The organism is Prevotella sp. P6B4 (assembly GCF_000619985.1).
Classification (GTDB): domain Bacteria; phylum Bacteroidota; class Bacteroidia; order Bacteroidales; family Bacteroidaceae; genus Prevotella.
In genome coordinates this window covers 1-25,097 of record NZ_JHVE01000016.1, presented here as the reverse complement: position 1 = coordinate 25,097, position 25,097 = coordinate 1, and the positions used below count along the sequence as shown (strand labels likewise).

The 25,097-nt window shown below is 47.9% G+C and carries 23 protein-coding genes; 10 read left to right on the top strand and 13 right to left on the bottom strand.

The annotated features are described in order from the left end of the window. Positions 1-93: 93 nt before the first annotated feature. The 5 genes from T491_RS0110970 to rplI all read left to right on the top strand — a co-directional run bounded on the left by T491_RS0110970 (position 94) and on the right by rplI (position 3,924). Positions 94-1,656 (top strand): sensor histidine kinase KdpD, encoded by a 1,563-nt coding sequence (locus tag T491_RS0110970; RefSeq protein WP_028903928.1) that lies wholly within the window; start codon positions 94-96, stop codon positions 1,654-1,656. Between the two features lie 33 nt (positions 1,657-1,689). Beyond that, entirely contained in the window at positions 1,690-2,397 is a 708-nt protein-coding gene (locus tag T491_RS0110965; protein WP_033147223.1) for a response regulator transcription factor, read from the top strand. Between the two features lie 311 nt (positions 2,398-2,708). After that, entirely contained in the window at positions 2,709-3,053 is a 345-nt protein-coding gene (gene rpsF / locus T491_RS0110960; protein ID WP_013063574.1) for a 30S ribosomal protein S6, read from the top strand. A gap of 3 nt (positions 3,054-3,056) precedes the next feature. After that, positions 3,057-3,323, top strand: coding sequence for a 30S ribosomal protein S18 (gene rpsR, locus T491_RS0110955; protein WP_013064765.1), 267 nt, complete (start codon positions 3,057-3,059; stop codon positions 3,321-3,323). Between the two features lie 22 nt (positions 3,324-3,345). After that, entirely contained in the window at positions 3,346-3,924 is a 579-nt protein-coding gene (gene rplI / locus T491_RS0110950; RefSeq protein WP_028903926.1) for a 50S ribosomal protein L9, read from the top strand. A 111-nt stretch (positions 3,925-4,035) separates the two neighbouring features. Here rplI and T491_RS16345 read toward each other — a convergent pair whose 3' ends face one another. From T491_RS16345 to T491_RS17930, 8 genes are all read right to left on the bottom strand, one after another. Continuing rightward, positions 4,036-4,581 carry a hypothetical protein gene (locus T491_RS16345; RefSeq protein ID WP_036915974.1) on the bottom strand — a complete coding sequence of 182 codons (546 nt, stop codon included), beginning with the start codon at positions 4,579-4,581 and terminating at the stop codon, positions 4,036-4,038. Positions 4,582-4,587: 6 nt separating this feature from the next. Beyond that, a complete protein-coding gene (locus T491_RS0110940) occupies positions 4,588-6,795 on the bottom strand; it encodes an outer membrane beta-barrel family protein (RefSeq protein WP_028903925.1) in 2,208 nt (735 codons plus the stop codon). 161 nt (positions 6,796-6,956) lie between these two features. Further along, the gene (locus T491_RS0110935) at positions 6,957-7,922 is read right to left on the bottom strand and encodes a hypothetical protein (protein ID WP_028903924.1); all 966 of its coding nucleotides are present in this window, start codon (positions 7,920-7,922) and stop codon (positions 6,957-6,959) included. Next, on the bottom strand, positions 7,912-8,568 hold the full coding sequence (locus T491_RS0110930) for a hypothetical protein (RefSeq protein WP_028903923.1): 657 nt from the start codon (positions 8,566-8,568) through the stop codon (positions 7,912-7,914). The genes T491_RS0110935 and T491_RS0110930 overlap by 11 nt, the downstream gene beginning before the upstream one ends. Then, positions 8,565-9,059 (bottom strand): RNA polymerase sigma factor, encoded by a 495-nt coding sequence (locus T491_RS0110925; protein WP_028903922.1) that lies wholly within the window; start codon positions 9,057-9,059, stop codon positions 8,565-8,567. Before T491_RS0110925 ends, T491_RS0110930 begins: the two co-directional genes overlap by 4 nt. Before the next feature lie 122 nt (positions 9,060-9,181). Next, a complete protein-coding gene (locus tag T491_RS0110920; protein ID WP_028903921.1) occupies positions 9,182-9,844 on the bottom strand; it encodes a helix-turn-helix domain-containing protein in 663 nt (220 codons plus the stop codon). Positions 9,845-9,855: 11 nt separating this feature from the next. Next, the gene (locus T491_RS0110915; protein WP_028903920.1) at positions 9,856-10,797 is read right to left on the bottom strand and encodes a TraB/GumN family protein; all 942 of its coding nucleotides are present in this window, start codon (positions 10,795-10,797) and stop codon (positions 9,856-9,858) included. A gap of 460 nt (positions 10,798-11,257) precedes the next feature. After that, positions 11,258-11,428 (bottom strand): hypothetical protein, encoded by a 171-nt coding sequence (locus T491_RS17930; protein WP_197018857.1) that lies wholly within the window; start codon positions 11,426-11,428, stop codon positions 11,258-11,260. Between the two features lie 266 nt (positions 11,429-11,694). On the opposite strand from T491_RS17930, the gene mtaB reads away from it, so the two are divergent. After that, the gene (mtaB, locus tag T491_RS0110905; protein ID WP_028903919.1) at positions 11,695-13,020 is read left to right on the top strand and encodes a tRNA (N(6)-L-threonylcarbamoyladenosine(37)-C(2))-methylthiotransferase MtaB; all 1,326 of its coding nucleotides are present in this window, start codon (positions 11,695-11,697) and stop codon (positions 13,018-13,020) included. A gap of 21 nt (positions 13,021-13,041) precedes the next feature. Further along, entirely contained in the window at positions 13,042-14,064 is a 1,023-nt protein-coding gene (locus T491_RS0110900; protein ID WP_028903918.1) for a glycosyltransferase family 2 protein, read from the top strand. Here the strand turns inward: T491_RS0110900 and T491_RS0110895 are convergent, their stop codons facing one another. Further along, positions 14,065-15,306 (bottom strand): DUF4861 domain-containing protein, encoded by a 1,242-nt coding sequence (locus T491_RS0110895; protein ID WP_028903917.1) that lies wholly within the window; start codon positions 15,304-15,306, stop codon positions 14,065-14,067. 231 nt (positions 15,307-15,537) lie between these two features. Between T491_RS0110895 and T491_RS0110890 the strand changes: the two genes are divergently transcribed. Beyond that, positions 15,538-16,308, top strand: coding sequence for a gliding motility protein GldB (locus tag T491_RS0110890; RefSeq protein WP_033147212.1), 771 nt, complete (start codon positions 15,538-15,540; stop codon positions 16,306-16,308). On the opposite strand, the gene T491_RS0110885 is transcribed toward T491_RS0110890, so the two are convergent. Next, on the bottom strand, positions 16,284-17,222 hold the full coding sequence (locus T491_RS0110885) for a TIGR01212 family radical SAM protein (protein ID WP_028903915.1): 939 nt from the start codon (positions 17,220-17,222) through the stop codon (positions 16,284-16,286). The genes T491_RS0110890 and T491_RS0110885 overlap by 25 nt on opposite strands. A gap of 65 nt (positions 17,223-17,287) precedes the next feature. Here T491_RS0110885 and T491_RS0110880 point away from each other — a divergent pair, with 65 nt between their 5' ends. Further along, entirely contained in the window at positions 17,288-19,498 is a 2,211-nt protein-coding gene (locus T491_RS0110880; protein ID WP_028903914.1) for a S9 family peptidase, read from the top strand. A 42-nt stretch (positions 19,499-19,540) separates the two neighbouring features. Here T491_RS0110880 and glyA read toward each other — a convergent pair whose 3' ends face one another. The 3 genes from glyA to pyrB form a co-directional block, all read right to left on the bottom strand. Further along, positions 19,541-20,821 (bottom strand): serine hydroxymethyltransferase, encoded by a 1,281-nt coding sequence (gene glyA, locus T491_RS0110875; RefSeq protein WP_028903913.1) that lies wholly within the window; start codon positions 20,819-20,821, stop codon positions 19,541-19,543. Between the two features lie 69 nt (positions 20,822-20,890). Beyond that, complete coding sequence (locus T491_RS0110870) at positions 20,891-21,337, bottom strand: aspartate carbamoyltransferase regulatory subunit (RefSeq protein WP_028903912.1); 447 nt, start codon at positions 21,335-21,337, stop codon at positions 20,891-20,893. 19 nt (positions 21,338-21,356) lie between these two features. After that, the gene (gene pyrB / locus T491_RS0110865; RefSeq protein ID WP_028903911.1) at positions 21,357-22,304 is read right to left on the bottom strand and encodes an aspartate carbamoyltransferase; all 948 of its coding nucleotides are present in this window, start codon (positions 22,302-22,304) and stop codon (positions 21,357-21,359) included. A 107-nt stretch (positions 22,305-22,411) separates the two neighbouring features. Here pyrB and T491_RS0110860 point away from each other — a divergent pair, with 107 nt between their 5' ends. Then, the gene (locus T491_RS0110860; protein WP_028903910.1) at positions 22,412-24,736 is read left to right on the top strand and encodes a transglycosylase domain-containing protein; all 2,325 of its coding nucleotides are present in this window, start codon (positions 22,412-22,414) and stop codon (positions 24,734-24,736) included. The last annotated feature ends 361 nt before the right edge of the window (positions 24,737-25,097 follow it).

The following is a 25,097-nucleotide window of genomic DNA, read 5'->3' as shown; positions in this document are numbered from 1 at the left end:
AAATCGCAAACTTGTTAATTTAGTGAAATACACAACAAATAATTAACACATTTGGACCTCTGTATTAAGAAATCGCTTATCTTTGCAGTTGTTATGAAGAAAAGAACGATTTGGATTATAGCAATTATAATGGGACTCTCATTTGTAGGGCTGCTCTACCTTCAGATTTCGTATATCGAAGAGATGGCGAAAATGAAGAAAGAACAGTTTGATGAGTCGGTTAATCGAAGCCTCTATCAAGCATCGCGAAATCTTGAGATGAATGAGACGTTACGCTATCTTGAGAAGGATGTCAAGGAGACAGAACGTAAGGCTATTCGACAGGATTCTGTGATGGTTGATGGTCTTGATGGAACTATTAAACATGCGCATCAGTTTGCTGTGGCAGCCGATGATGGTACTGTTTATTCCAGTTTTGAGCTGAAGACCTTTGCTATTCGTCCGGCCAATGTGCCTAAGGCCATGATTCTCCGTACTGACAAGAACAGTATCTCCGAAGCCTCTAAGTCATTGCAGGAAATCGTGCGTAATCGCTATGTATATCAGAAGGCGTTGCTCGACGAAGTAGTTTACAATATCCTATATACCGCCAGTGATAAGCCACTGAAAGAGCGAATTAACTTCAAGTTGCTCGATCAGGATATTCGTACTGAATTGCTCAATAACGGTATCAATATACCTTATCATTTTCGTGTTGAGACATCTGACGGACGAGAGGTATATCGCTGTCCAGAATATTCGGCCGAGGGCGAGGAGTATGTTTACAAACAGACTTTATTCCGCAATGACCCATCGTCTAAGATGGGCGTGGTGAAAATCCACTTCCCGGATATGAGCTCTTATATCTTCTCGAGTGTGCGCTTCATGATACCAGCTATGGTATTTACGGTGGTATTGTTGCTCACGTTCCTCTTTACTATTGTGGTAATCTTTCGCCAGAAGCGCCTCACTGAGATTAAGAACGATTTCATTAACAATATGACCCACGAACTGAAGACACCTATTGCGTCTATTTCACTGGCAGCCCAGATGATGAACGACGAGAGCGTGACTAAGTCGGAGCAGATGACCAAACACCTGAGTGGTGTCATCACAGATGAGTCAAAGCGTCTACGTTTCCTTGTAGAGAAAGTGCTCCAGATGTCGATGTTTGATAAGAAGAGTATCGTTTTCAAGAAAAAGGAACTCGATCTGAACGAGATGATAGAGAATATCGCATCCAGTTTCTCGCTGCGTGTAGAGCATACTGGGGGTAAGATCTATACCGAAATTGAGGCTGTTGATTCGGCAATCTATGTGGACGAGGTTCATTTCCAGAATGCGATTACCAATCTGATGGATAATGCAGTGAAGTATCGCAAACCCGAAGAGCCGATAGATATCTATATTAAGACTTGGAACGATAAGGACCGTTTGTGTTTCTCTATTCGCGACACAGGCCTGGGTATTAAAAAGGAGAATGTAAAGAAGATCTTCGACAAGTTCTATCGTGTTCATACGGGAAATGTCCACGATGTCAAGGGCTTTGGCTTAGGTTTGGCTTACGTTAAGAAGATTATCACTCTGCACGAGGGCGAAATCAAATGCGAAAGCGAATTGGGTAAGGGAACCACTTTTACAGTGTCGCTACCCATATTAAAAGAAGATGAACAATAAAATTATTTTTTAACTCATAAAAACAGAATTATGATGAACGACGACAAACTGAAAATCTTGCTTTGCGAGGACGATGAGAACCTCGGAATGCTGCTTCGTGAGTATTTGCAGGCCAAGGGCTTTGTTGCAGAACTTTGTGCTGATGGTGAAGCTGGTTTCAAGGCTTTCCTCAAGACAAAATTCGACATCTGTGTGCTCGATGTGATGATGCCTAAGAAGGATGGATTCACACTTGCTCAGGAGATTCGTGCCGCTAATACCGATGTGCCCATTATCTTCCTGACTGCTAAAACACTCAAAGAGGATATTCTTGAGGGCTTCAAACTGGGTGCCGATGATTATATCACCAAACCCTTCTCTATGGAGGAGCTCGTATTCCGTATTGAGGCTATTCTGCGCCGTACTAAGGGTAAGAAGAGTCGTGAGTCTACGGTATATCGTCTGGGGCAGTTTACATTCGATACGCAGAAGCAGTTGCTCCAGATTGGTGAGAAACAGACTAAGCTTACTACCAAGGAAAATGAATTACTGGCTCTGCTCTGTAGTCATTCAAATGAGATTCTGCAGCGCGACTTTGCTTTGAAGACCATTTGGATCGACGACAACTACTTTAATGCACGCTCAATGGATGTTTATATCACCAAGTTGCGTAAGCATCTCAAGGACGATCCTCAGATTGAGATTATTAACATTCACGGTAAGGGTTACAAGCTGATTACCCCTGAGGTAGAAGACGAGTAAATCATAGCTGTGAAGAAAAGTCTGATTAATACATATTTGGGAGTAGCACTGGTTTTAACTGGTGCTCTCCTTTTGATTGTCAGTTTCCTGATAGGTTTTACACGCTATAATCTGGTGTTACTTACTGGACTGATAATCATTATTTTAGGAGCGGTTTTTCATGTTAGACAGCAGAAAAAAGGCGAAAAGTATTAAATATTCTTAAATAACTGACAGCTGTCAATTCCGAATTGTCAATTCTCAATTAATATTTGTACCTTTGCACCCGCTTTAAGCAAAATATTAATTAATAATTTATTTTTTAACGTAGTATGAATCAATACGAAACCGTTTTCATTTTAACTCCCGTTTTGTCTGATGAACAGATGAAGGAAACGGCCGCAAAATTCAAGAAGGTCCTGACCGATAAGGGTGCAGAGATCATCAACGAAGAGGCCTGGGGATTGAAGAAGATGGCTTATGCTATTCAGAAGAAGTCTACAGGTTTCTACTGCCTGGTAGAGTTCAAGGCTGAGCCAGAAGTGATTAAGACATTGGAGACTGCTTTCCGTCGTGACGAGAAGGTTATTCGTTTCCAGACAGTTAAACTTGACAAGTATGCAGTTGAGTACGCCGAGAAGCGTCGTGCAAAGCTTGGTAAAAAAGAGGAGGCTTAAACTATGGCAGAACAGAGTGAAATCCGTTATTTGACTGCTCCTTCTATCGATACAAAGAAGAAGAAGTATTGCCGTTTCAAGAAGAGCGGTATCAAGTACATCGACTACAAGGATCCCGAGTTCCTGAAGAAGTTCCTCAACGAGCAGGGTAAGATTCTTCCCCGCCGCATCACTGGAACATCTCTGAAGTATCAGCGTCGTGTGGCTCAGGCCGTTAAGCGTGCCCGCCAGATCGCACTGCTGCCTTACGTAACCGATTTGATGAAATAATTAAAGAGGAGGACGCAAGATTATGGAAATTATACTGAAAGAAGATATTATCGGTCTGGGATTCAAGAACGATATCGTGAATGTAAAGTCAGGCTATGGCCGTAACTACCTCATCCCTCAGGGTAAGGGTGTTATCGCTAGTCCTTCAGCTAAGAAGATTCTCGCAGAGAACCTGAAGCAGCAGGCTCACAAGCTGGCTGCCCAGAAGGCCGCTGCTGAGGAGAAGGCTGCTCAGTTGAATGGTGTTGCCCTCGAGATTGCTGCTAAGGTTAGTGTTACAGGTCAGCTCTATGGTTCTGTAGGTGCTGCTCAGGTAGCTGAGGAGCTCGCTAAGCTCGGTAAGGAGGTTGATCGTAAGATCATCACCATGAAGGACGCCAAGAAGATTGGTGACTATGTAGCTCTGGTACACTTCCACAAGGAGGTAATCGTTGAGCTCCCTGTAAAGGTAGTTGCTGAGAACGCTGCTGAGTTGCAGGCTGCTGCTGATGCAGAGGCTGCTATCAAGGCTGCTGCTGACGCCAAGAAGGCTGCTGCTGATCAGGCTGAGGCTGTTGAGGCTGAGGTTGAGGCAGAGGAGGAAACCCCTGCTGAGGCATAATCAACAATGCAAGCATTTAAATCATAACAATTAATAACTGCTGTAAGGCATCATTATTTATTATGACATCAGTGTCCCGAGGATTTATTTCCTCGGGATTTTTTTGTATTCTCATTCCCAAACCTGCCAGGCATCTATCTCTTTCAGCAGTCTGTTTAGAGAGCGCTCGCAATCTTCAGGATACGTAAGGGTTTGTACAAACCAGAGTTTACGGTGGCGCACAAACTTAGCATAAAAGCGCCGCCCGGTAATCTGGCCTGTATCGTTATGCAACGAGCCGGAAAGAATAAAGAAGTTCTTGCCTTTATGTTGGTGGGTGGCATAGAGTTCGGCGGCGTATTTGCTGGTTGCTTGATCAATGCTGAGCGAATCGGTATTAGGTTGAACGAAGGCCGACTGCACAATCTCAATGCTGTCCTGCCAGAAGCTGAACCTACAGCTGCCTTTCTCCATCAGTGAATCGTCGGTTGGTTCGAAAAACATCGGATACTTGATGGTATAATCGTAATCATCATCATGATATACCACCATCCGGGTCAGTGTCATCGCTCGTTCCAGCTTTTCGGCCAATGGTTGGTCATCGCAGCCGCTACAGTTCGACATGTATACCATCAACGCCACAAACGCTCCAAATGATAAGAACAGGAACTTCTTCATAATCAGTTAGTTACTTTTGCTAATGCCACCAACTACGTCGCTGTTTTCGATGGAATGCTCGGTCTTCTTAACACATGATTTGAGCGAACCGAAACGCCAAGAGGCTGAGATAGAGAACGAACGATTTCGATTCCACGAACGTTCGATGCCTGTGAAGTCGCCATTTACAGTTTCGGCCTCCATATACCAATACTTATTGAATGGTGCATTAGCAGTGAAGCGAACGGTAAGGCGATCGCCCTTGAGGAATGAGCGCTGTAGCGAGGCATAATAGTCGAAATAGCTGTGCTCTACGCTATAGACACTGGATGGGCTATGCCCTAATTTGCCATAGGCGCTTAAACTGAGGCGCAGTTTGAGGGGGAGGCGCTGCTGCAAACTGAGGCTATAGTTATCGCTCCAACCGTGATTCCGATAGCCTGGATTCGGATTCTCGTAATGTTCGTAGCGCGCGTTATTGTTGAATACAAATGTGGTGGCATCAAAGGGTTTCCACTGCACATATTGTTCAACCGAAAAACGTCGATAAGTCAGGATATTGTTGTAAGTAGAATAGCGAATATCATCCTTAACCGTAACTATCTGGCTGATGCCGCTGCTATAGGCGTTATAACCGGGAGCCAACTGCAACGTTAGGTTAGGCATGATATAAGTATAGATAAAACTGATGCGCTGCGTGTGCGAGCTGGAGAGTTGTGGATTGCCCTGACTGATGAATGCAGGTGACACATTTACAGCTGGATTCAGATAAGAGATGCCAGGACGATTGATACTGGTGGTATAATTGAGTTTAATCGACTGTGCATCAGTGAGTTGGTATTTAAGTGTGGCCTGTGGAACCCAGTCGCCCAGATGTTTATCGAACGTTGTGCCTTTACCGTCAGGATAGCTGCCGCGCAAGTAGCTGTACTCATAGCGCAAGCCTGCACGGGCTGAGAATTTGGCGGTGCGGAAGATATAGTCGGCATAGCCCGCAAGCACGCGCGTGGTGTGCTGAAAATCATCAGAGGTGTCGGCATCAATACCATAAAGGTTTTGTGCGCTATGGCTATTGTTATGGCGATCGATATACTTTGCGCCAACCTCAAGCTGATGGCCACAACCCAATGGGCGCAACCAGTCAATCTGAAAAGTGTGCTCAGTGAAACGTTCGTGCATGTTAGAGAGACTGCCTGTATAGGGGAACGATACATTGTTGAGCTCGGTATAGCTGTTCTCCTGATCGGTATGCTGCCGGGTAAGGGCGAGCATATACGACAGCGTCAGTCGCTCGCCATCCAGGTGAGTCTTGTGCTGATAGTCGAATCGGCCGTTCCACGAGTGGTGGTTGTAGCCTGGCATCCAGTAGCTGGTGCGATAGCTATAGAGTGACTGCCCAGCAGGATTGAGCAGTTTGTTGTAGCCACCGCCCTGAACATTGAGCGTATAGAAGTAGCCGCCAAACGAGGCTGAGAGCAGATTGAGCGAATCGATATCGTAGCTGGCATCAATATCTGCAAAGTGGATATGGCCAGGATTAGAACCCTCACCGCCAGAAAGCAAGGTGTTGCCTGTATCGAGATAGGTGCGAGAAATCTCTACACGATTGTAGCTGTTGCGTTTGGTCTGGCTGTTATAGCCATAGTTGCCAGAGAGCATCAGTTTGCCAAGCTGACCTGTGAGCGATGAATAGAAACTGGTATGACCAAGTGTGTTAAGCGAGCTTGACACTACACCCGTTACGCCCTGCATCTTGGTATTTGTAAGTGTTACGATATTCAAAACCGCATCTACACCCTCGGCATCTTCGCGAGCACCGGGATCGGTAATCACCTCAATACGTTTAACCATCGAGGCGGGCATCGACTTAAACACCTCTTTGGTATTCTTGGTAAGACTGGGATCCAGATGCCCGTTCTTATACACCTTGAAATTGCTATTACCCTTAACCTGGATATTATCCTGACCATCTACGGTTACCATGGGCACCTTTCGCAGCATGTCCATCACGGTTTGCGTTTTGGCTTCCTCGTCGTGCTGCACGTCGTAAGCCACGCGGTCGATATCCTGTTTAATCAATTGGCGCTGGGCTTTTACTACTACGCCATCCAACTCCTTATTCCAGGTAATGGAATCGTTATTATTCACTGCTGTGGTGTCGGGGACCTGTTGGGCCATCATGGCCAAAGGGCACACCAACAGCAGGAATGTAATCAGTAAGTTTACATTCTTCATTTTGGTTCTATAAAATTTGGTCATTAAAAATCTCTTCATACCTACATGCTTTTGTTATGCAGCTGCAAAGGTATGAAGAGTATATAAAGAGAGAGAATTATTTGGCTGACATTTGTCTGACAATTCGCTGACAACGATCTAACTGTCTAATTTTTAGCGGGTTATTTGCCAAGTCGCTCGATGCACATATCGAACAGATTCTGGATAAATTCATCCTGTGTGGCCTTCTTAAGCTTCGCTATTTCCTTGGCAGCCAACTTCTTTTCGTCAGGCTCAAGTCCATTTGCGTTCTTGCAGAGATTGTAGATCGAGGTGGCGTGATGGGTAGCAGTATTGCCATTGGGATTCTTCAGGAAGAACTTCTTATAAGAGTTGAACTCGCTGAGCCAGATGTGAGATGCTTTGACACCAGCCGGCATGATAGAATCGTAATTCAAACTGGCATCGAAGTTATAACCTATGTTATCCTTAATCATTTCGGCCAGATTACCCGCATTGCTAAAAATCGAATCCAGACTGTTCAGGTCAAAGTCCTTACTGTTTACCGAGATATGCTTGATTTTAGACTTGCGTTGCTCGTTCTTTGTACCATAGGTAATAGCCAGACGGACCTCGGTCTTACCGTCGTTCTCGGCCCATTCCATCGCATAGGCATAACGATACTCCTTGTCGGTACGCTCCTTATCAAGGAAGCAGGCATAGATATACTTTGAGTTAGGCATGTTTCCGATAGCTACCGACTGCGATATGCCGTCGCCCACTCTAAGCGCCACATGGCTCAACCCCATCTTGGTTGACATCTGATCGAAAAAGCCGCGATGCGATTCGTTGTTAGTACGATTCACTGTGCGCAGAGAATAAGCAGCACTCTTATCTTGCTCGAAAGCTTGCTGAATAGTCTTGATATGCTTAAGTGCAGAGGCGTTAGTGATCACAAAATCATAGACATCGGCCTGAGCGCTCTTCAGTCCCGTTTCGGGATCGTTCTCCAAGATATGCTCGGTCTTGGTTTCTACAATCTTATCCTTCAACAGGGCATCAAATGCTTTCTGAATGTTCTGCTGCGCCATCAAAGTTGCGGGCAGTGCCATCAGTATGGCTGACAGCATTAAGTTTTTACTCTTCATATGCAATAAAATTTGTTTGTTCGTTAATATATGTAATGGTACCATCTTCTTGCATCACGGGAATGTAGCCGTAAGCGGCCATCTTAGCCTCGATCATCTCGTCTTCGGCCTGTGCCTGGGCTTCAACCTGCGCCAGCAGGGCGTATGCCTTATCAATATCGTGGATAGTGGGTTCTATCTTGCGCTTGCTGCGCTTCTTGGCAGGGGTAGGCTGGGTAGCCGCTTTGGGTGCCAACAGCGTATCGGTATGAACCGTTTCGGTCTGAGGTTGCACCATCTCCGACTGTACCGTTATGGTATCAGCTTGAGTGGTGAGCGGTGCTGCGGTCACAAATGCCGATTGATGAGTGGGAACGGCCAGATAAACCACACCGGCAATAACGGCTGCAGCAGCCAGGCTCCAAACTATCCAACGGCGACGGCTTATGGGCTTATGCTCTGCGCCGGGCTGATTGATAGCAGGCTGCTCATTGGAGGGCTGCATGGCCTCGATCTCCAGGAACAGTTGCTGGTAGCAGGTCCACTCCTCGGGGATGTTATCGCCCTTGAAGTAGCTGCTCAGGATATCCTCCTCGTTGAGCGTAGAAGTGCCGTCCATATATCTGGTAAGCAACTCCTGAATGTATTCCTTGGTGTACTGTGTCATAACTCGTTTCGCTGTTTGATTTCTTGTAATAATGTTCGTCGGGCTCTGGCCAGCAGGGTACTTATCGATGTGGGCTCGATGCCTAACAGTTGGGCTATCTCTTCGTGACTGCGCCGCTCTACTTGTCGCATGTAAAGTAAGGTGCGCTGCGTGGTGGGCAGCTGGGCCAGTCGGGATTGCAGCCATTGTTCGTTTTCCTTGCTCTCCAACTCTTCGTGTGGACTGGATGTTAGCTCCACCACGGTGGCTTCGTTGAGCGTTTCGGTAGGTTTTCTCCTTTGGTGGTTTCGCAGCAGATGTTTCGACATCAGCGACACAATGGCCTCTACCGATTGGTATTGCTCCAGCTCATGGTGCATCTGCCACAGACGAAGCATCACATCCTGTGCAATGTCCTCGGCCTCTTCCTTTCCCGCACCATAGTGGAGACTCACGCTGATGGCTTTTTCGCGCCACGTGCGGGCTATCTGTTCGAATGCGCTTTTTTCCATTTACTTTTGCTTTACATTTATCAGACACATAAACGGCCCGAAACCAAACAAGTATTAACTGTAATTAACAAAAAAATATCTCCCCATACATGGTATGAAGAGATAAGGTCTTTGTGTGCTAACTATTTTATTTTCAGTTCGTAAGCTTTACCGCGGTCGGCCTCGATCTTTAAGTCGGAATGGGCCTCGATGATGGGCTTTAGTCGACGGATTAGCGTATAAAGCGTTTCGCTGGCATCATCTTTCTTAGGCCAGAGGGTGTTGCAGATTTCGGTTTTCGACAGGGTGTGATTGGGTGAACGGAAAAACATCTCCATCAGCTGGTGCTGCATAGGCGTGAGTTTTATCGCGCAGCCTTTGGCATCGATGATATTGCCATCCTGCAAAGCCAGTCCGCCATATAGTCCGGCGATAGCGGGCCGACGATGATACAGACAGAACATACCCCACAGTAGCACTGCAGTCCAAAGTACCATTGCCGGACGCTGATCAGACAATCCGAGAATGGTAGCGCAGGAAACCTGTGGATGCAGCGCGAATCCCTGATGGGTGTCGATGGCAAGCATAGCCTGCCCACGTAGCGCCTCCATCTGCAGATGACTATTGAATACGGTGATGGTATCGCTGTTGATAACGTCGCTCTTCTGTTCGGCCATAGTCTTGGCCAGAGCTTGGTTCATATCCTGGGTTACAAGCCACTCAGTGGCCCTATAGCTGGAGAAACTAACGGCGCTCGAAGCCGCAATCAGTGCAAACAGCACCAGTACCATATATTTCTGTTTCATACTCTATACCTTTACCGTTTCACTTTTATCTGTTCTACTTTGTAGCCCTCGTTGCGCAGTAGTTGGAGCACGCCTGATGGACCAACCAGATGGCCTGCGCCGAATACGAACATGGTTGGCGCTTCGGTGATGGCAGTCTTTATTTTGGGCAACCATCGCTCGTTGCGGGCCTTAAATAGTTCGGGTTGCTTGTTAACCTGCGAGATCCAGTATTCTGACTGGGCAAAGCTGTTGTAATCACCCTGTTTCCAATAGGTTCCTGTCGTGGCTACCGAGTTCATTTCGTCGGCTATCATCTGTTTGCGATGATCCATGTCGCTCAGGAATGCCACCAGTGAGTCAACCTGTACGTCGATCTTGGCATTCAGCGAGTCGCGCATCTTTTTCAGCTTATCCTCAGGCTGGATCTCGTCGAGCTGCCCGAAGCTTAATCCGCGCTGCTTGGCGCGATTGATGCAAAACATGTCAATCGGTGTGCCGATCATGCCTAACTCGGGGTGTTTCTGCATCTCTTGACTTGTAAATATCAGGTTGAATGTGGTAATCAGCACGTTAGGTTGATAGTTCCATACGGCTTTCATGACCGAGTCGGTAAAGTTGACATTGAAAACCTCCTTGAAACGGTAGTTCAGCATGTCCATCTGTTCCATGTTAAGCACGTCGAAGATAGTCTTACCATCGGGCAGACTGATAGCTTGCTGTCCTGCAGTCTGAGCTTCGGCTATTTTCTGCTGATTACTGATGTCGAACTCGGCATACAGTTGTTGGCATTTGGCTTCCGCTTCGAGGTATTCTGGGATACTGTCGAGCAGTGCTCCAGGCAGTGTGTGTACTGACCCCAGGATGTATGAGGGGGCCTTGATTTTCTTGCCGCTGATACGGAACAGAAACTGGGCATTGGCACTAACGGCTGCCAACGCAATGGTAAGAGAGAGGATGAATCTTTTCGTCATTGTAGTAATGCTATTATTCAGTATTTTAAGTTTGACAATGCAAATGTAGGATAAATAATTCAATCATGCAAGAAAAAAGCCTATCTTAACCTAATTATAACATTTGCAATAGGAGTAGGTATTATCTACAGTATTGACAAAAATGAATCATGGACCGCATCACTGCGATCCATGACTGCTCCCGGGAAATTATGTATCAAAATTAATCATAAATGATTCTAATTATCGATTATATCTTAATGAGTTGATTCTATTGGAGTATGTTTTGTTTGATAATCCTGATTTTTTTCTGCGAATATACGAAATAATACTATAGGTTGCAAGTTTTATGTGTATTTTTTAAGTTTTTTAAACGCTTTACAAGCTGCAAGAGGGTGGAGTAATATGGTGTAAAATATAAAAAAATAAGACCGCAGAACTCTCGTTCTACGGCCTTTTCTCTCAATCGTTCGTAATTGAATTACTGAGCAACTGAATCAGTAGCTACAGTGTCAACAGCCAGGCTGTCGGCTACGCTATCAGCAACCTCTGCGATAGAGTCAGTGTCCTGTACAGGAGCCTGAGCCTTGTTACCACATGATGCGAAAGAGATAGCAACTACTGCTACGAACATGAATACTAATTTTTTCATTTTTCTAAGCTTTTTAAATCTGTAAAACAATCATTTGTTTATTAAAACGCTGCAAAGTTAAGCATAATTTTAATACGACGTATCATTTTTTTCGTTTTTTTTTAGGGTGTTTTTGTAACTTTTTTGCAAATGCCTGATAATCAACAACTTGTGAAATGTTAAATTTGGTGTATTTTTGGCACGTATCTTAAAAAAGGCTCAAAATGCATGTTTTTTGCAAAAAATGTCGTATCTTTGTGCCCGCAAACAATACACCTATTTTATATATGATAGATACCTCCGCTTTTCAGGGCAAAAAGGCTGCCTATTTTACACTTGGATGTAAGTTGAACTTCTCTGAAACATCAACCTTTGGTAAGATGCTTCAGGACTTAGGCGTAACTACTGCTCAAAAGGGTGAACATGCAGATATTTGCCTGATTAACACTTGTTCGGTGACCGAAGTGGCTGATAAGAAATGCCGCCAGGCCATTCATCGCTTGGTGCGCGAGAATCCCGGAGCTTTTGTTGTGGTCACTGGTTGTTATGCGCAGCTGGAGGCCGACGAGGTGGCCAGGATTGAAGGTGTAAGTCTGGTATTGGGCTCGAACGAAAAGGCTAATCTGATACAATTCCTGTCGGATGCATGGAGCTCTGGAGAGGTTAAGTATTTCCGTCAGAAGACCAAGGATATTACCAGTTTTGCACCAAGTTGCTCAAGGGGTAATCGCACACGCTACTTCCTGAAGGTACAGGATGGCTGTGATTATTTCTGCACTTACTGCACGATTCCATATGCTCGTGGCTTTTCGCGTAATCCCACGATTGCTTCGTTGGTAGCTCAGGCTGAAGAGGCGGCTGCCGAGGGCGGAAAGGAGATTGTGTTGACGGGTGTGAACATTGGCGACTTTGGCAAGACCACTGGTGAGAAGTTTATCGACCTGGTTAAGGCGCTCGATGGGGTTGAGGGTATTCAGCGTTACCGTATCAGCTCGCTCGAACCCGATTTGATTTCGGATGAGCTCATCGAGTACTGCGCCCAGAGCCGTGCCTTTATGCCGCATTTCCATATTCCCTTGCAGAGTGGTAGCAACACGGTGCTCAAGCTCATGCACCGTCATTATGACCGTGAGCTCTTTGCCGAAAAGATTCATCGTATCAAGGAACTGATGCCCGATGCCTTTATTGGTGTCGACGTGATGGTGGGTTGTCGTGGTGAGACGTCGGAGTGTTTCGAGGAGACTTACGAGTTCCTGGATAGTCTTGACGTAACCCAGTTGCATGTGTTCCCGTATTCTGAGCGTCCTGGCACATCGGCCTTGAGTATTCCATACGTGGTGAGCGAGAAAGATAAAAAGTTGCGTGTGAAGCGTCTGCTGGAGTTGAGCGATCAGAAAACCATTGGTTTCTATGAGCGTTATATCGGTCAGGAGGCCGAAGTGCTGTTCGAGAAGGCTACACGCGGTAGGGCTATGCATGGTTTTACAAAGAACTATATCCGTGTGGAGCTATCGGCTAAGGATGCCAATCCAGATTTCGATAACCAGTTGATAAAGGTAAGGCTTGGTGAGCTTACTCACGACAAGGAGTCGTTGAAATGCATTCTTTTATAATATAATGTACGCGCGCGAAGGATGGACAAGGTTGCAATCGTCATACTGAACTGGAACGGACGCAGGATGCTGGAGCAGTATCTGCCCTCAGTTCTTCAATACTCTAAGGAAGAGGCAACAATCTATGTGGCAGATAATGCTTCGACTGATGATTCTCTGGCTTTTTTACGTGCCAGTTATCCGGAAGTCAGGCTGATTGTGCTTGATCAGAACTGGGGATTTGCCGAGGGGTATAATAAGGCGCTCAGGCAGATTGAAGCCGAATACTATCTGCTGCTGAATTCTGATATCGAAGTGACGCATCACTGGCTTACGCCGATGATAGAGTATCTCGACGCCCATTCCGACACAGCTGCTTGTCAGCCTAAGTTGTTGTCCATTTTCGACAAAGACCGTTTTGAGTATGCAGGAGCGAGTGGGGGATATCTGGACCGATTCGGCTATCCTTTCTGTCGTGGACGTATTTTTGAAACAGTAGAACCAGATAATGGCCAGTACGACAATGTTGCCGATATCCTGTGGGCCACAGGAGCGGCATTGATGATACGCGCCAAGGATTATTGGGCGGTGAACGGGTTGGATGGCCGTTTCTTTGCGCACAATGAGGAGATCGACTTGTGTTGGCGACTGCGAATAGGTGGGCGCCGTATTGTTTGCATCCCCGATAGTTATGTTTATCATGTGGGAGGCGGCACGCTGCCGAAGAGTAACCCCATGAAGACTTATCTGAATTTCCGCAATAATCTGACGATGCTCTATAAGTGTTTGCCGGATAGCGAACTGGCCACCGTGATGCGTTGGCGCTGGTTCCTGGATTATCTGGCTGCTTGGGAGACATTGATCCTCAATCGTAACTGGGGCGACTTCAAGGCCATCTATCGCGCACGCAGGGCGTTTAAGAAATGGAAGAAGGATTTCGAAGCCGATCGCCAGCAGATACAGTCGCAGCGTCAGGTTGAAAAAATACCAGAGCAGAAGGATTTCTCTTTGCTCTGGCAGTATTATGCTAAAGGTCGCAAGCTGTTCAGTGCTTTGCCCCTTTAGTTATGGCTTGGTAATCACCACCTTTACAGGCTGCTCCACCTCCTTGCGCCATAGCTTCAGGAAGCTGAACCAATCCTTGCTGTTATGATAGCCAAATACCTCGTTATCAGAGGTATATGCTATCTTGTACTTCAGTGTGTTCTGGTTGGCTTTTACCACAAATGCATAGTTGTCCTTATTGGCTTTCTCCTCGCTGACTATATGCTGCTTGGGGATGAGAATGCCTAATCCCACCGTCTCACGTTTGGTGTTGATGGTGTCGCCTGTGGGGAAGTCGCTGCCCCAGCAACCACGCAGTCCCTTATGATCCGAGAACTCTTCCGAGCCTTTCACATTGATGATGCCTGTCGAGAACAGATAGTTGCGCATATCAATGTTTTTCTTGGTGAAATACACCTCTACATCCGTGTCACGATGACCAGCATACTGGATATAACGGATGGTCATATTGATGGGCGCCTTTCCGGCTGCCGCTTGCCAGCCTTTGTCCACAAGCTCTACGATGGTGCGCAGCGGACCATATGAGATGATACGCTGCGTGCGACTGCTCACAGGATCAATCATCGTGGGTTGCTGGCCATCCCAACCACGAAAGGCACCAAGTCCGAAAGTGTTGCCTACCCATAGCACATCGTCGCCATAGCCTTCGGCTTTCTGTTCTGGTGAGGTGTAGAACTGGGTGGCCTCTAGTTCGAGTCGCTTGTTGAACTTGCCATACAGATCGAGTGTCTGGCGCTTGTCAAAGTAGATGCGGATACCATTCAGCTCGCTCTCGAAATCCACGCCGTGGTGGTGCTGTATGTTATAGGAATTAGCACAGTCGCCACGGGCTGTAATGGCTTCGATGTAGTTGTTATGCTTGTTCTTCTGCTTCACCTTGTCATTGCGGATCAGCATCTCGGCAAACACACGGGCAGGATACTGTTTGGGCGCTTCCTGCACGTCGGTGTAGAGCCTTACTTCATAATTCTTCTTCTCTTTGCCTTTCAGATTGGCTAAGAAACAGAGCTCGTCGAATACGTCGTCCTGATCGAGATCGTCGAGCTGACAGGGTATTTCCTGGCCTTCATGGGTAACGATGGCTTTTCGTATTTCACCATAATCGCTGAGCGCTATGACCACGGGTTGGTCTGTGCGATCAGTCGCTGATGGATTGGCTACACTGACGGAAATTCGCTGTTGAGCCCATGTGGCGGATACAGGTATGGCAACAAATGCCAATAGGAATAGTTTTTTAATCATGTTTTTATTTGTCTTAGCAGACAACAAAAGTACTTAAAAACATTCAAATAACTCACAATTTTTACACAAATAAACAGAAATGTGCATGTTTTTATACTTTTATTTAATATTTTTAGGTTAAAATTTGGTTTTTAAAATATTTTTTAGTATATTTGCATCGATTTTTTTAACAAAGATATAGCATTTTCGTTCCAGCCCGTGCATAAGATATATTATTTTTTGTTAGTGGTGATGTTTGGATGCATCAGTTGTGAATGGCAATTCCTGTCGGAAGAAGACAGGGAAGTGGCCGTTGACCGCTATGATCGTATCCAGAGTCTCTACCTTACCACGGGCGATTTCTCGGCACTCCAGCAGATGAATACGGTTTATCCGATGCAGACCCGCACGCTGATAGAGGATGTACTGCACATCGGAAAGGTTGACGATCAGCAGATCAACACCAAATTCCTGCGTTTCTTCCAGGATTCCACCTTGCAGGCGCTGATAACCGAGGCCGAACAGCAGTATGCTAATATGGATGATATCAACAGGGATCTGACGAAATCCTTCAAATATCTGCGCGAGAGTATTCCCGGCATCGAGATTCCTGAGGTGTATGCCCAGATAGGCTCGCTGGATCAGAGCGTGATTGTGGGTAACAATTCGATAGGCATCTGTCTGGATAAGTACCTGGGGAGCGACTGTCCGCTTTATCAGAATCCTCTGTATGGCTATTCCAAGGGCCAGCTGCAGGTGATGAATCGCCATAATATCGTGCCTGATTGTGTGGGGTTCTATCTGTTGAGTCTGTATCCTATGCCGCAGGATAGGGCGCTTAGTCAGCAGGAGCGCGACACGCATATCGGCAAAATCCTCTGGGTGGTGAACCAGGCGCTTGGCAAGCAGCTGTATAATAGCATCTATACCCGAATGGTGGAGCGCTATATGAAGCGTCACAAGAATCTGACCATTGATCAGATGCTACGCAATAATAACTATACTGATTTCAGAAAGAACTGACCCTGATGGATGTCGTGGTCGCGTAGGTAGTTTGCCAAAAGATTGGTGAACTCATAGTTCTTGAGCCCCCAGTGCGGCGCTATCAGCAGGTCCTTGGGCGATTGCGACACGAATCGCTCCAGGATGAGGGTAGGGCGGAGCCTCTGGATATATGCCGCTATTAATCGGATATACTCATCTACACTATAGATATGGAATGGATGGGCTTCGTATGCCGTAGCCAGTCGGGTGTTACGGATAATCTGCATCTGATGAATCTTTAGGATGTCAATCGGCAACTCAGAGATGATGGTCGCTTGTCGCATGCTCTCTTGGGCATCCTCGCCAGGCAGTCCTAAGATGATATGTGCGCCAGTGAGCAGTCCTCGCTGATGGGTGCGCTCAATGGCTTGCTGCGATTGCTCGAAGGTGTGCCCGCGATTTATGCGTAGCAGGGTGTCGTTGTTGGCGCTCTCCACGCCGTATTCCACTAATACAAACGTGCGCTTGTTCAGCTCAGCCAGATAATCGAGCAGCTCGTCGGATACACAGTCGGGACGTGTGCCGATGACAATGCCCACGATATCCTCTACCTGCAGCGCCTCTTCGTAGAGGGCTTTCAGGTGCGCGAGTGGGGCATAGGTATTCGTGAAAGCCTGGAAGTAGGCCAGATATTTCATTTCCGGATACTTATGGGCAAAGAAGCGCTTGCCCTCTTCCAGCTGTTCTCTCACCGGGAGCCGGCGCTGACAGTACGATGGGTTGAAGGTACGGTTATCGCAGTAGATGCAGCCACCGGTAGATAGCCTGCCATCTCGGTTAGGACAGGTGAAGCCGGCATCGATCGAAATCTTCTGCACACGATAGGGGAACTGGCGCCGTATCCACGTGCCATAGTCGTTATAATAGGGTGTATTCACTTTATTTAAATCCATCAGTGTGCAAAGTTAACGAAAAAAACGCTATCTTTGCAAACTGAAACAGTAAAACTTAGTAAAAGATGAAGAAATTAAGATTATTCTCGCTTGGCATATCGCTGGCGCTGGCTGTGAGCGCTTCGGCAGGCAAGCAGATTGCCCTCACCGACATTACCAAAGGCGAGTTCCGCAGTAAGTCCATCAGCGCCGTTTACCCCTTGGCCGATGGCGAGACTTACGCGCAGATTAGCAGCGATGGTAAGCAGATTGTTACTTACTCGTTTAAAACCGGCAAGCAAGTAGGCGTGCTGTTCGATGCCGCCACAGCCCGTGGCGCTAAGATCGACGATGTGGATGGCTATATCATGAGTCCCGATGGCACCCGTCTGCTCATCCAGACCAAGACCAAGTACATCTATCGTCGTTCGTTCACCGCCACCTATTATATCTATAGCATCCGCAACAATAAGCTGGAGCCCCTGTCGGATGGTGGTCCTCAGCAAACGCCTGTGTTCTCGCCCGATGGCAACCAGATTGCCTTCGTTCGCGAAAACAATATCTACCTGGTGAAGCTACTCTACGACAATGCCGAGAGTCAGGTCACCAAGGACGGCAAGCGCAACGAGGTGATCAATGGTATCCCCGACTGGGTCTATGAGGAGGAGTTCTCTACCAACTCGTCGATGGTTTTCTCGGCCGATTCTAAGCAGATTCTGTGGATACGCTACGATGAGAGCGCTGTGAAGCAGTACTCCATGCAGCTCTTCAAGGGCCTGCGCCCCGAGCGCAAGGAGTTTGCCGAGTATCCTGGCGACTATACATATAAGTACCCCGTTCCTGGCCAAGTCAACTCGAAGGTCAGCGTGTGGAGCTACGATATCAAGAGTCATCAGACCCGTAAAATCAATCTCCCTCTCGATGCCGAGGATTATATCCCCCGCATCAAAGCTACCAGCGATCCTACCAAGGTGGCCATCATGACCATGAATCGCCATCAGGACGTGCTGCGTATCTATATGGCCAATCCGCTCTCTACGGTTTGCAAGCTGGCCATCGAGGATAAGGTGCAGAAGTACATCAAGGAAGAGGTGCTCGACGATATCCAGCTCACCGATAAGCACATTCTGCTGCCCAGCGAGCGCGATGGCTACAACCACCTGTATCTCTACAATCTGAATGGCCAGTTGCTGCGCCAGATTGTGCACGAGAAGTTTGTGGTAAAGGCTGTTTACGGCTTCGACGAGAAGACCGGCGACACCTATTTCGCTGCCAACCCCAAGGGTGCTACCGAGCAGCAGGTGATGGTGGCTCACCAGAACGGCAAGATTGAGACACTCACCCCGAAGGATGGTATCAACAACGCCATCTTCAGCAAGAACTACAAGTACTTCATCAATATCTGGAGCGACATCAACACCCCCGCCCAGTACACCATCTGTCAGAACAACGGCAAGCGGCTTGCCACCCTCATCGACAACCACGAGCTCAAGACGAAGCTCGCCGATTACGAGCTGGGCGCTAAGCAGATGTTCACCTTCACCACCTCCGAGGGCGTACAGCTGAATGGCTGGATGGTGAAGCCCGCCAACTTCGATGCCAACAAGAAGTATCCCGTCATCATGTATCAGTACGGAGGTCCTGGCTCGCAGCAGGTGCTCAATCAGTGGGGCATCGGCATGGCTGGCAATGGTGCCATCCTCGAGCAGTATCTCTGTCAGCAGGGCTATATCTGCGTGTGTGTCGACAACCGTGGTACAGGTGGTCGTGGTGCCGACTTCGAGAAGTGCACCTATCTGCGCCTGGGCGAACTCGAGGCTCGCGACCAGGTTGAGACAGCCCTCTGGCTGGGTCAGCAGAGCTATGTCGATAAGGAGCGTATCGGCATCTGGGGCTGGAGCTATGGTGGTTGGAACACCCTCATGTCGATGTCGGAGGGTCGCCCAGTGTTCCGTGCCGGTGTGGCCATTGCGCCTCCCACCTGTTGGCGCTATTACGACTCTATCTACACCGAGCGCTATATGCGCACACCTAAGGAGAACGCCAGCGGATACGACGAAGTGAATCCTATTGCCCGTGCCAAGAATCTGCATGGCGCGCTGCTCATCTGTCACGGTTTGGCCGATGATAATGTACACTATCAGAACTCAGCCGAATATGTAGAGGCGCTGGTTCAGGCCGATAAGGATTTCCGCCAGTTGGTATATACCAATCGTAACCACGGCATCTCGGGTGGTAACACGCGCAACCACCTCTATCGCCAGGCCATCAATCATTTCAATGATAATCTGAAATAAAACAAATAAAAACCCCAGCCAATCGGCTGGGGCTTTTATTTATTAATAAGCGAACAAAGGATAATCCTTCATCTTCTCGTTCACGCGGGCACGAACGCTGGCGATAACCTCTGGGTTCTCGGGATCGTTCAGTACCTCCTCAATCCAGGCAGCAATCTGTACCATCAGATCCTCCTTGGCACCACGGGTGGTGATAGCAGGAGTTCCGAGACGGATACCTGATGTCTGGAAGGCGCTACGGCTGTCGAATGGTACCATGTTCTTGTTCACGGTGATGTCGGCAGCAACCAGAGCGTTCTCAGCCACCTTACCAGTCAGGTCGGGATACTTAGAGCGCAGGTCAACCAGCATAGAGTGGTTGTCGGTACCACCGCTCACGATTCCGAATCCACGCTTAACCAGCTCTTCGGCCAGCACCTTGGCGTTCTTCTGTACCTGCTTAGCCCACTCCTTGAACTCAGGCTGCAGAGCCTCGCCGAAAGCCACAGCCTTGGCAGCAATCACGTGCTCCAGAGGACCACCCTGCTGTCCAGGGAATACGGCCGAGTTCAGCAGCTGACTCATCATCTTCACAACACCCTTTGGTGTCTTTAGGCCCCAAGGATTCTCGAAGTCCTTACCCATCAGGATGATACCGCCACGAGGACCACGCAGGGTCTTGTGGGTAGTCGAAGTAACGATGTGAGCGTACTTAACAGGGTTGTCCAGCAATCCGGCAGCAATCAGACCAGCGGGGTGAGCCATATCGATCATCAGCAGGGCGCCAACCTTGTCGGCAATCTCACGCATGCGCTTGTAGTCCCACTCGCGGCTGTAAGCACTACCACCACCGATAATCAGCTTGGGCTTGTGCTCCAGGGCCAGCTGCTCCATCTCGTCATAGTCCACACGACCGGTCTCCTTGTTCAGGTTGTAACCGATGGGGTTGTAGATGATACCCGATGTGTTCACGTGTGAGCCGTGTGACAGGTGACCACCGTGGTCCAGGTTCAGACCCATGAAGGTGTCGCCTGGCTTCAGCACAGCCAGCAGCACGGCAGCATTAGCCTGAGCACCAGAGTGTGGCTGCACGTTGGCATACTCGGCACCGAACAGCTTGCATACGCGATCGATAGCCAGCTGCTCAACCTCGTCAACAACCTGACAGCCGCCATAGTAACGGTGGCCAGGATAGCCCTCGGCATACTTGTTGGTAAGGTAAGAGCCCATGGCTTCCATCACCTGGTCGCTTACGAAGTTCTCACTTGCAATCAGCTCAATGCCTTTCAGCTGGCGCTGATGCTCTTTCTCAATCAACTCAAAGATTGTGTTGTCTCTGTTCATTGTTTTGTTTATTGGGTTTAAAAAATGTTCAAATCTCAAAGCTCAAAGTTCAAAGCTCAATGTTCAATGTTAACAAAGTTCCACCTTGTTGATATCCTGCTCCTTCTCGCAGTAGTGACAGGTCAGGATGCCGTTCTCCACGTGGAAGTGGGTGGCCATGGGCTCGTTGTTGGTGATACACTTGGGGTTGTTACACTTCACGATACCTTTTATCTCGGCAGGTGTTACCACGCTTCTCTTCTCTACCACCTCGTAGTCGCGGATGATGCTCAGGATCACATTTGGCGCCACAACTGACAGGCGCGAGATCTCTGCATCGGTGAAGAACTTGTCCGACACCTTGATGATGCCTTTTGAACCCACCTTCTTCGAGGGGTAGTTGAATCCGATGGTCACAGGGGTCTTCAGTGTGAAGAGTCCTAACAGACTGGCCACCTGATAGGTCTTGTCGGTAGGAATATGATCAATCACAGTGCCGTTTTCGATGGCGGCAACTAAGCGCTCTTTCTTATTCATAAAGTTCAAAGTTCAAAGTTCAAAGAATAATCGTTTTGTCGTTTTTAACTTCGTCGAGACTGATGCCGAGCACATCGCAGAAGATGGCCTCACGTGCAAAAAGTCCGTTGCCGGCCTGCTGTATGTAGTAGGCGTGTGGGTTGTCGTCCACCTCGTAGGCAATCTCGTTCACGCGTGGCAGCGGGTGCAGAATCTTCATGTTTGGCTTGGCGTTCTTCAGCAGATCGTTGTTCAGCACGTACACGTTCTTTACGCGCTCATACTCCATCAGATCCGAGAAGCGCTCTTTCTGCACGCGTGTCATGTACAGGATATCAGCATCGGCTATCACTTTCTCGTTGAAAGCCGTGTGCTCCTGATATTTGATGCCGTGCTCGTCGCAATAGATCTTGTATTCCTTGGGCATGGCCAGTTCTTTAGGAGCTACGAAATGGAAGGTGGGGTTGAAGTGGCGCATCGCCATCAGCAGTGAATGAACGGTACGACCGTATTTCAAATCGCCTACCATATATATATTAAGGTTGTCGAGTGTACCCTGTGTCTTGTAGATAGAGTAGAGGTCGAGCATACACTGCGAGGGGTGCTGGTGTGCGCCGTCGCCTGCATTCACGATAGGCACGGGGGCTACTTCCGATGCATAGACAGCGGCACCTTCTATATAGTGGCGCATCACAATCACGTCGGCATAGTTCGATACCATCAGGATGGTGTCCTTGAGGGTCTCGCCCTTTGTTCCGCTGGTGATTTTAGGGTCAGCAAAGCCGATGACCCTTGCTCCTAAACGGTTGGCTGCGGTTTCAAAACTTAGTCGTGTGCGAGTAGAAGGTTCGAAGAAAAGGGTCGCCACAACTTTACCCTTTAGCAACTCGCGGTTGGGGTGCTTTTCGAACTCTTGCGCCATCTCAATCATGTAGAGAATCTTCTCCCTGGTGAGGTCGGCGATAGTCACAAAATTATGCTTTTTCATCACTAATTTTATTTTGTTGGCGCAAAATTACACATTATTTCTGATTTCCATGCCGTATTTTGAAAGAAAATAGTAATTTTGCAGCAAAAAGTAACCAAAATTAGAATATGAGAAAGCTATTTGTCTATTTTTTATGGACATTGTTGACGTTGACCATCCTGGCTACAGCCGGCGCTTTTTATGCTATCGACAAGGGCTGGATAGGTTATATGCCTCCTATCGAAGATCTCCAGAACCCTATCAGTAGGTTTGCCACACAGATTTATTCTTCTGACGGAAAACTACTCGGAACATGGAATTATAATCGTGAGAACCGTGTCATGGTTGATTACAACAAGATTGCGCCATCGCTCATCAAAGCCCTGGTGGCTACCGAGGATGTGCGTTTCTACGAGCACTCTGGTATCGACTTTATCGCCTTGGGACGCGCCATCGTCAAGCGCGGTGTCTTAGGACAGAAGAGTGCTGGTGGTGGTTCTACCATCACCCAGCAGCTGGCCAAGCAGCTCTATTCAGAGCAGGCACACTCCACCATCGAGCGACTCCTTCAGAAACCCATCGAGTGGGTGATAGCCGTGAAGCTGGAGCGCACCTATACCAAGGACGAGATCCTCACGATGTATTTGAACTATTTTGACTTTCTGCATAATGCGGTAGGCATCAAAACGGCTTCGAATACCTATTTCAGCAAGGAGCCTAAGGACCTGAGTGTCACCGAGTCGGCCATGCTCGTGGGCTTGTGTAAGAACCCCTCTTACTTCAACCCCGTGCGCAATCCCGAGCGCAGCCAGGAGCGCCGCAATGTGGTGCTCATGCAGATGGTGAAAGCCGGCTACCTTACCGAGGCCGAATACGATAAGTATAGCAAGGAGCCCCTCCAGCTCAAGTTCCATGTGGCCGATCATAAGGAGGGCTTGGCACAGTACTTCCGCGAGTATCTCCGCCAGTATATGACTGCCAAGAAACCTTACCGTTCCAACTATCCCTCGTGGAATATGGCGAAGTTTGTGACCGACTCAATCAATTGGGAATCAGACCCTTTGTATGGTTGGTGCAACAAGAACAAGAAGCGCGATGGCGACCATTATAACATCTATACCGATGGTCTGAAGATCTATACCACCATCGATTCGCGCATGCAGGAATATGCCGAGCAGGCCGCCTATCAGCATGTGGTAAAGTTCCTCCAGCCCGCTTTCGATAAGGAGATGGCCCACAAGGCCAACGCCCCTTATTCGTCGAATCTCACCAAGGCCCAGGTAGATCAGATTCTGAACCGTTCTATCCGTCAGTGTGAGCGCTACCGCGTGCTGAAGGAGAGTGGGGCATCCGATGATGAGATCCACAAGTCGTTCCGTACCAAGACCAAGATGTCGGTCTTCACCTACCACGGCGAGGTGGATACCATTATGACACCGCTCGATTCGATAAAATATTACAAATCGTTCCTGCGTACGGGCTTTATCAGTATGTGTCCTCAGAATGGCTATGTCAAGGCCTACGTGGGCGGACTGAACTATGAGCACTTTGCTTACGATATGGTGATGGAGGGTCGCCGTCAGGTAGGTTCTACCATCAAACCCTATCTCTATTCGCTCGCCATGGAGAATGGATTCTCGCCCTGCGACGAGGCGCCTAATGTTCAGCAGACCTATGTGGTGGCTGGTCAGTCGTGGACCCCACGTAATGGCAGCAAGGCCCGTTATGGCGAGATGGTAACGCTGAAGTGGGGACTGCAGCAGTCAAACAACTGGATCTCTGCCTACCTCATGAGTAAGCTCAATCCTCAGGCCTTTGTCGATTTGCTGCACGAGTACGGCATCCGCAATCCTGATATTCACCCCTCGATGGCGCTTTGTCTGGGTCCATGCGATATCAGCGTGGGCGAGATGGCCAGTGCCTATACCGCTTTCGTTAACCACGGTATCCGTGCAGCCTGCATGTTCGTCACCCGTATCGAGGACAACGAGGGAAATGTCATTGCCCAGTTCCAGCCCCGCATGAACGAGGTGATCAGCGAGGAGAGTGCCCACAAGATGATCTACATGCTCCGCAATGTGGTCGATGGAGGTACAGCCAGTCGTCTGCGCTTCAGATATAACCTGAAGGGACAGTTGGCAGGTAAGACAGGTACTACTAATAATAATAGCGATGCCTGGTTCGTGGGTCTCACCCCGAATCTGGTGAATGCCTGCTGGGTTGGTGGCGACGATCGCGACATCCATTTCAACTCGATGGCCATGGGTCAGGGTGCATCAGGTGCGCTTCCCATCTTTGCTCTTTATATGCAACAGGTGTATAAGGATGCCCGACTCGGTTATAGCGAAGAGGCTGTTTTTGATATTCCGGCAGGTTTCAACCCCTGTCCTTTTGGAGGTGAAACGTCCGACCAAGTTACAGACGAAAATGATATCGAAGAGATATTCGAGTAATATATATATATAAGGTGTAAGCCTCATTTTGTAAATATTCCCGAAAACTTTCATGTTTTTGGGAATTTTTTTTGGAAAATGTTTGGAGGTTTGGAAAAATTGCCGTACCTTTGCACCCGCTTTCGCTCAAAAACGATAGCACACTAAGAAAGAGTTCTTTGAAAGATTTACATAGACAGAAGTAGTACAAGAAGCGAGAGTAGAAATACTCTTGGGTAACAAGAAACAAACCGTTTCAATTTCTTTTAATAGGAATAGAAATCTTGGATAGTCGTTCTGAAACAGATAATGATTAAATTTACAAGGCTTCTAGGAGCGAGAGAAATGAAAGTTCACTTTCAATTTCCGAGCGACGACGAAG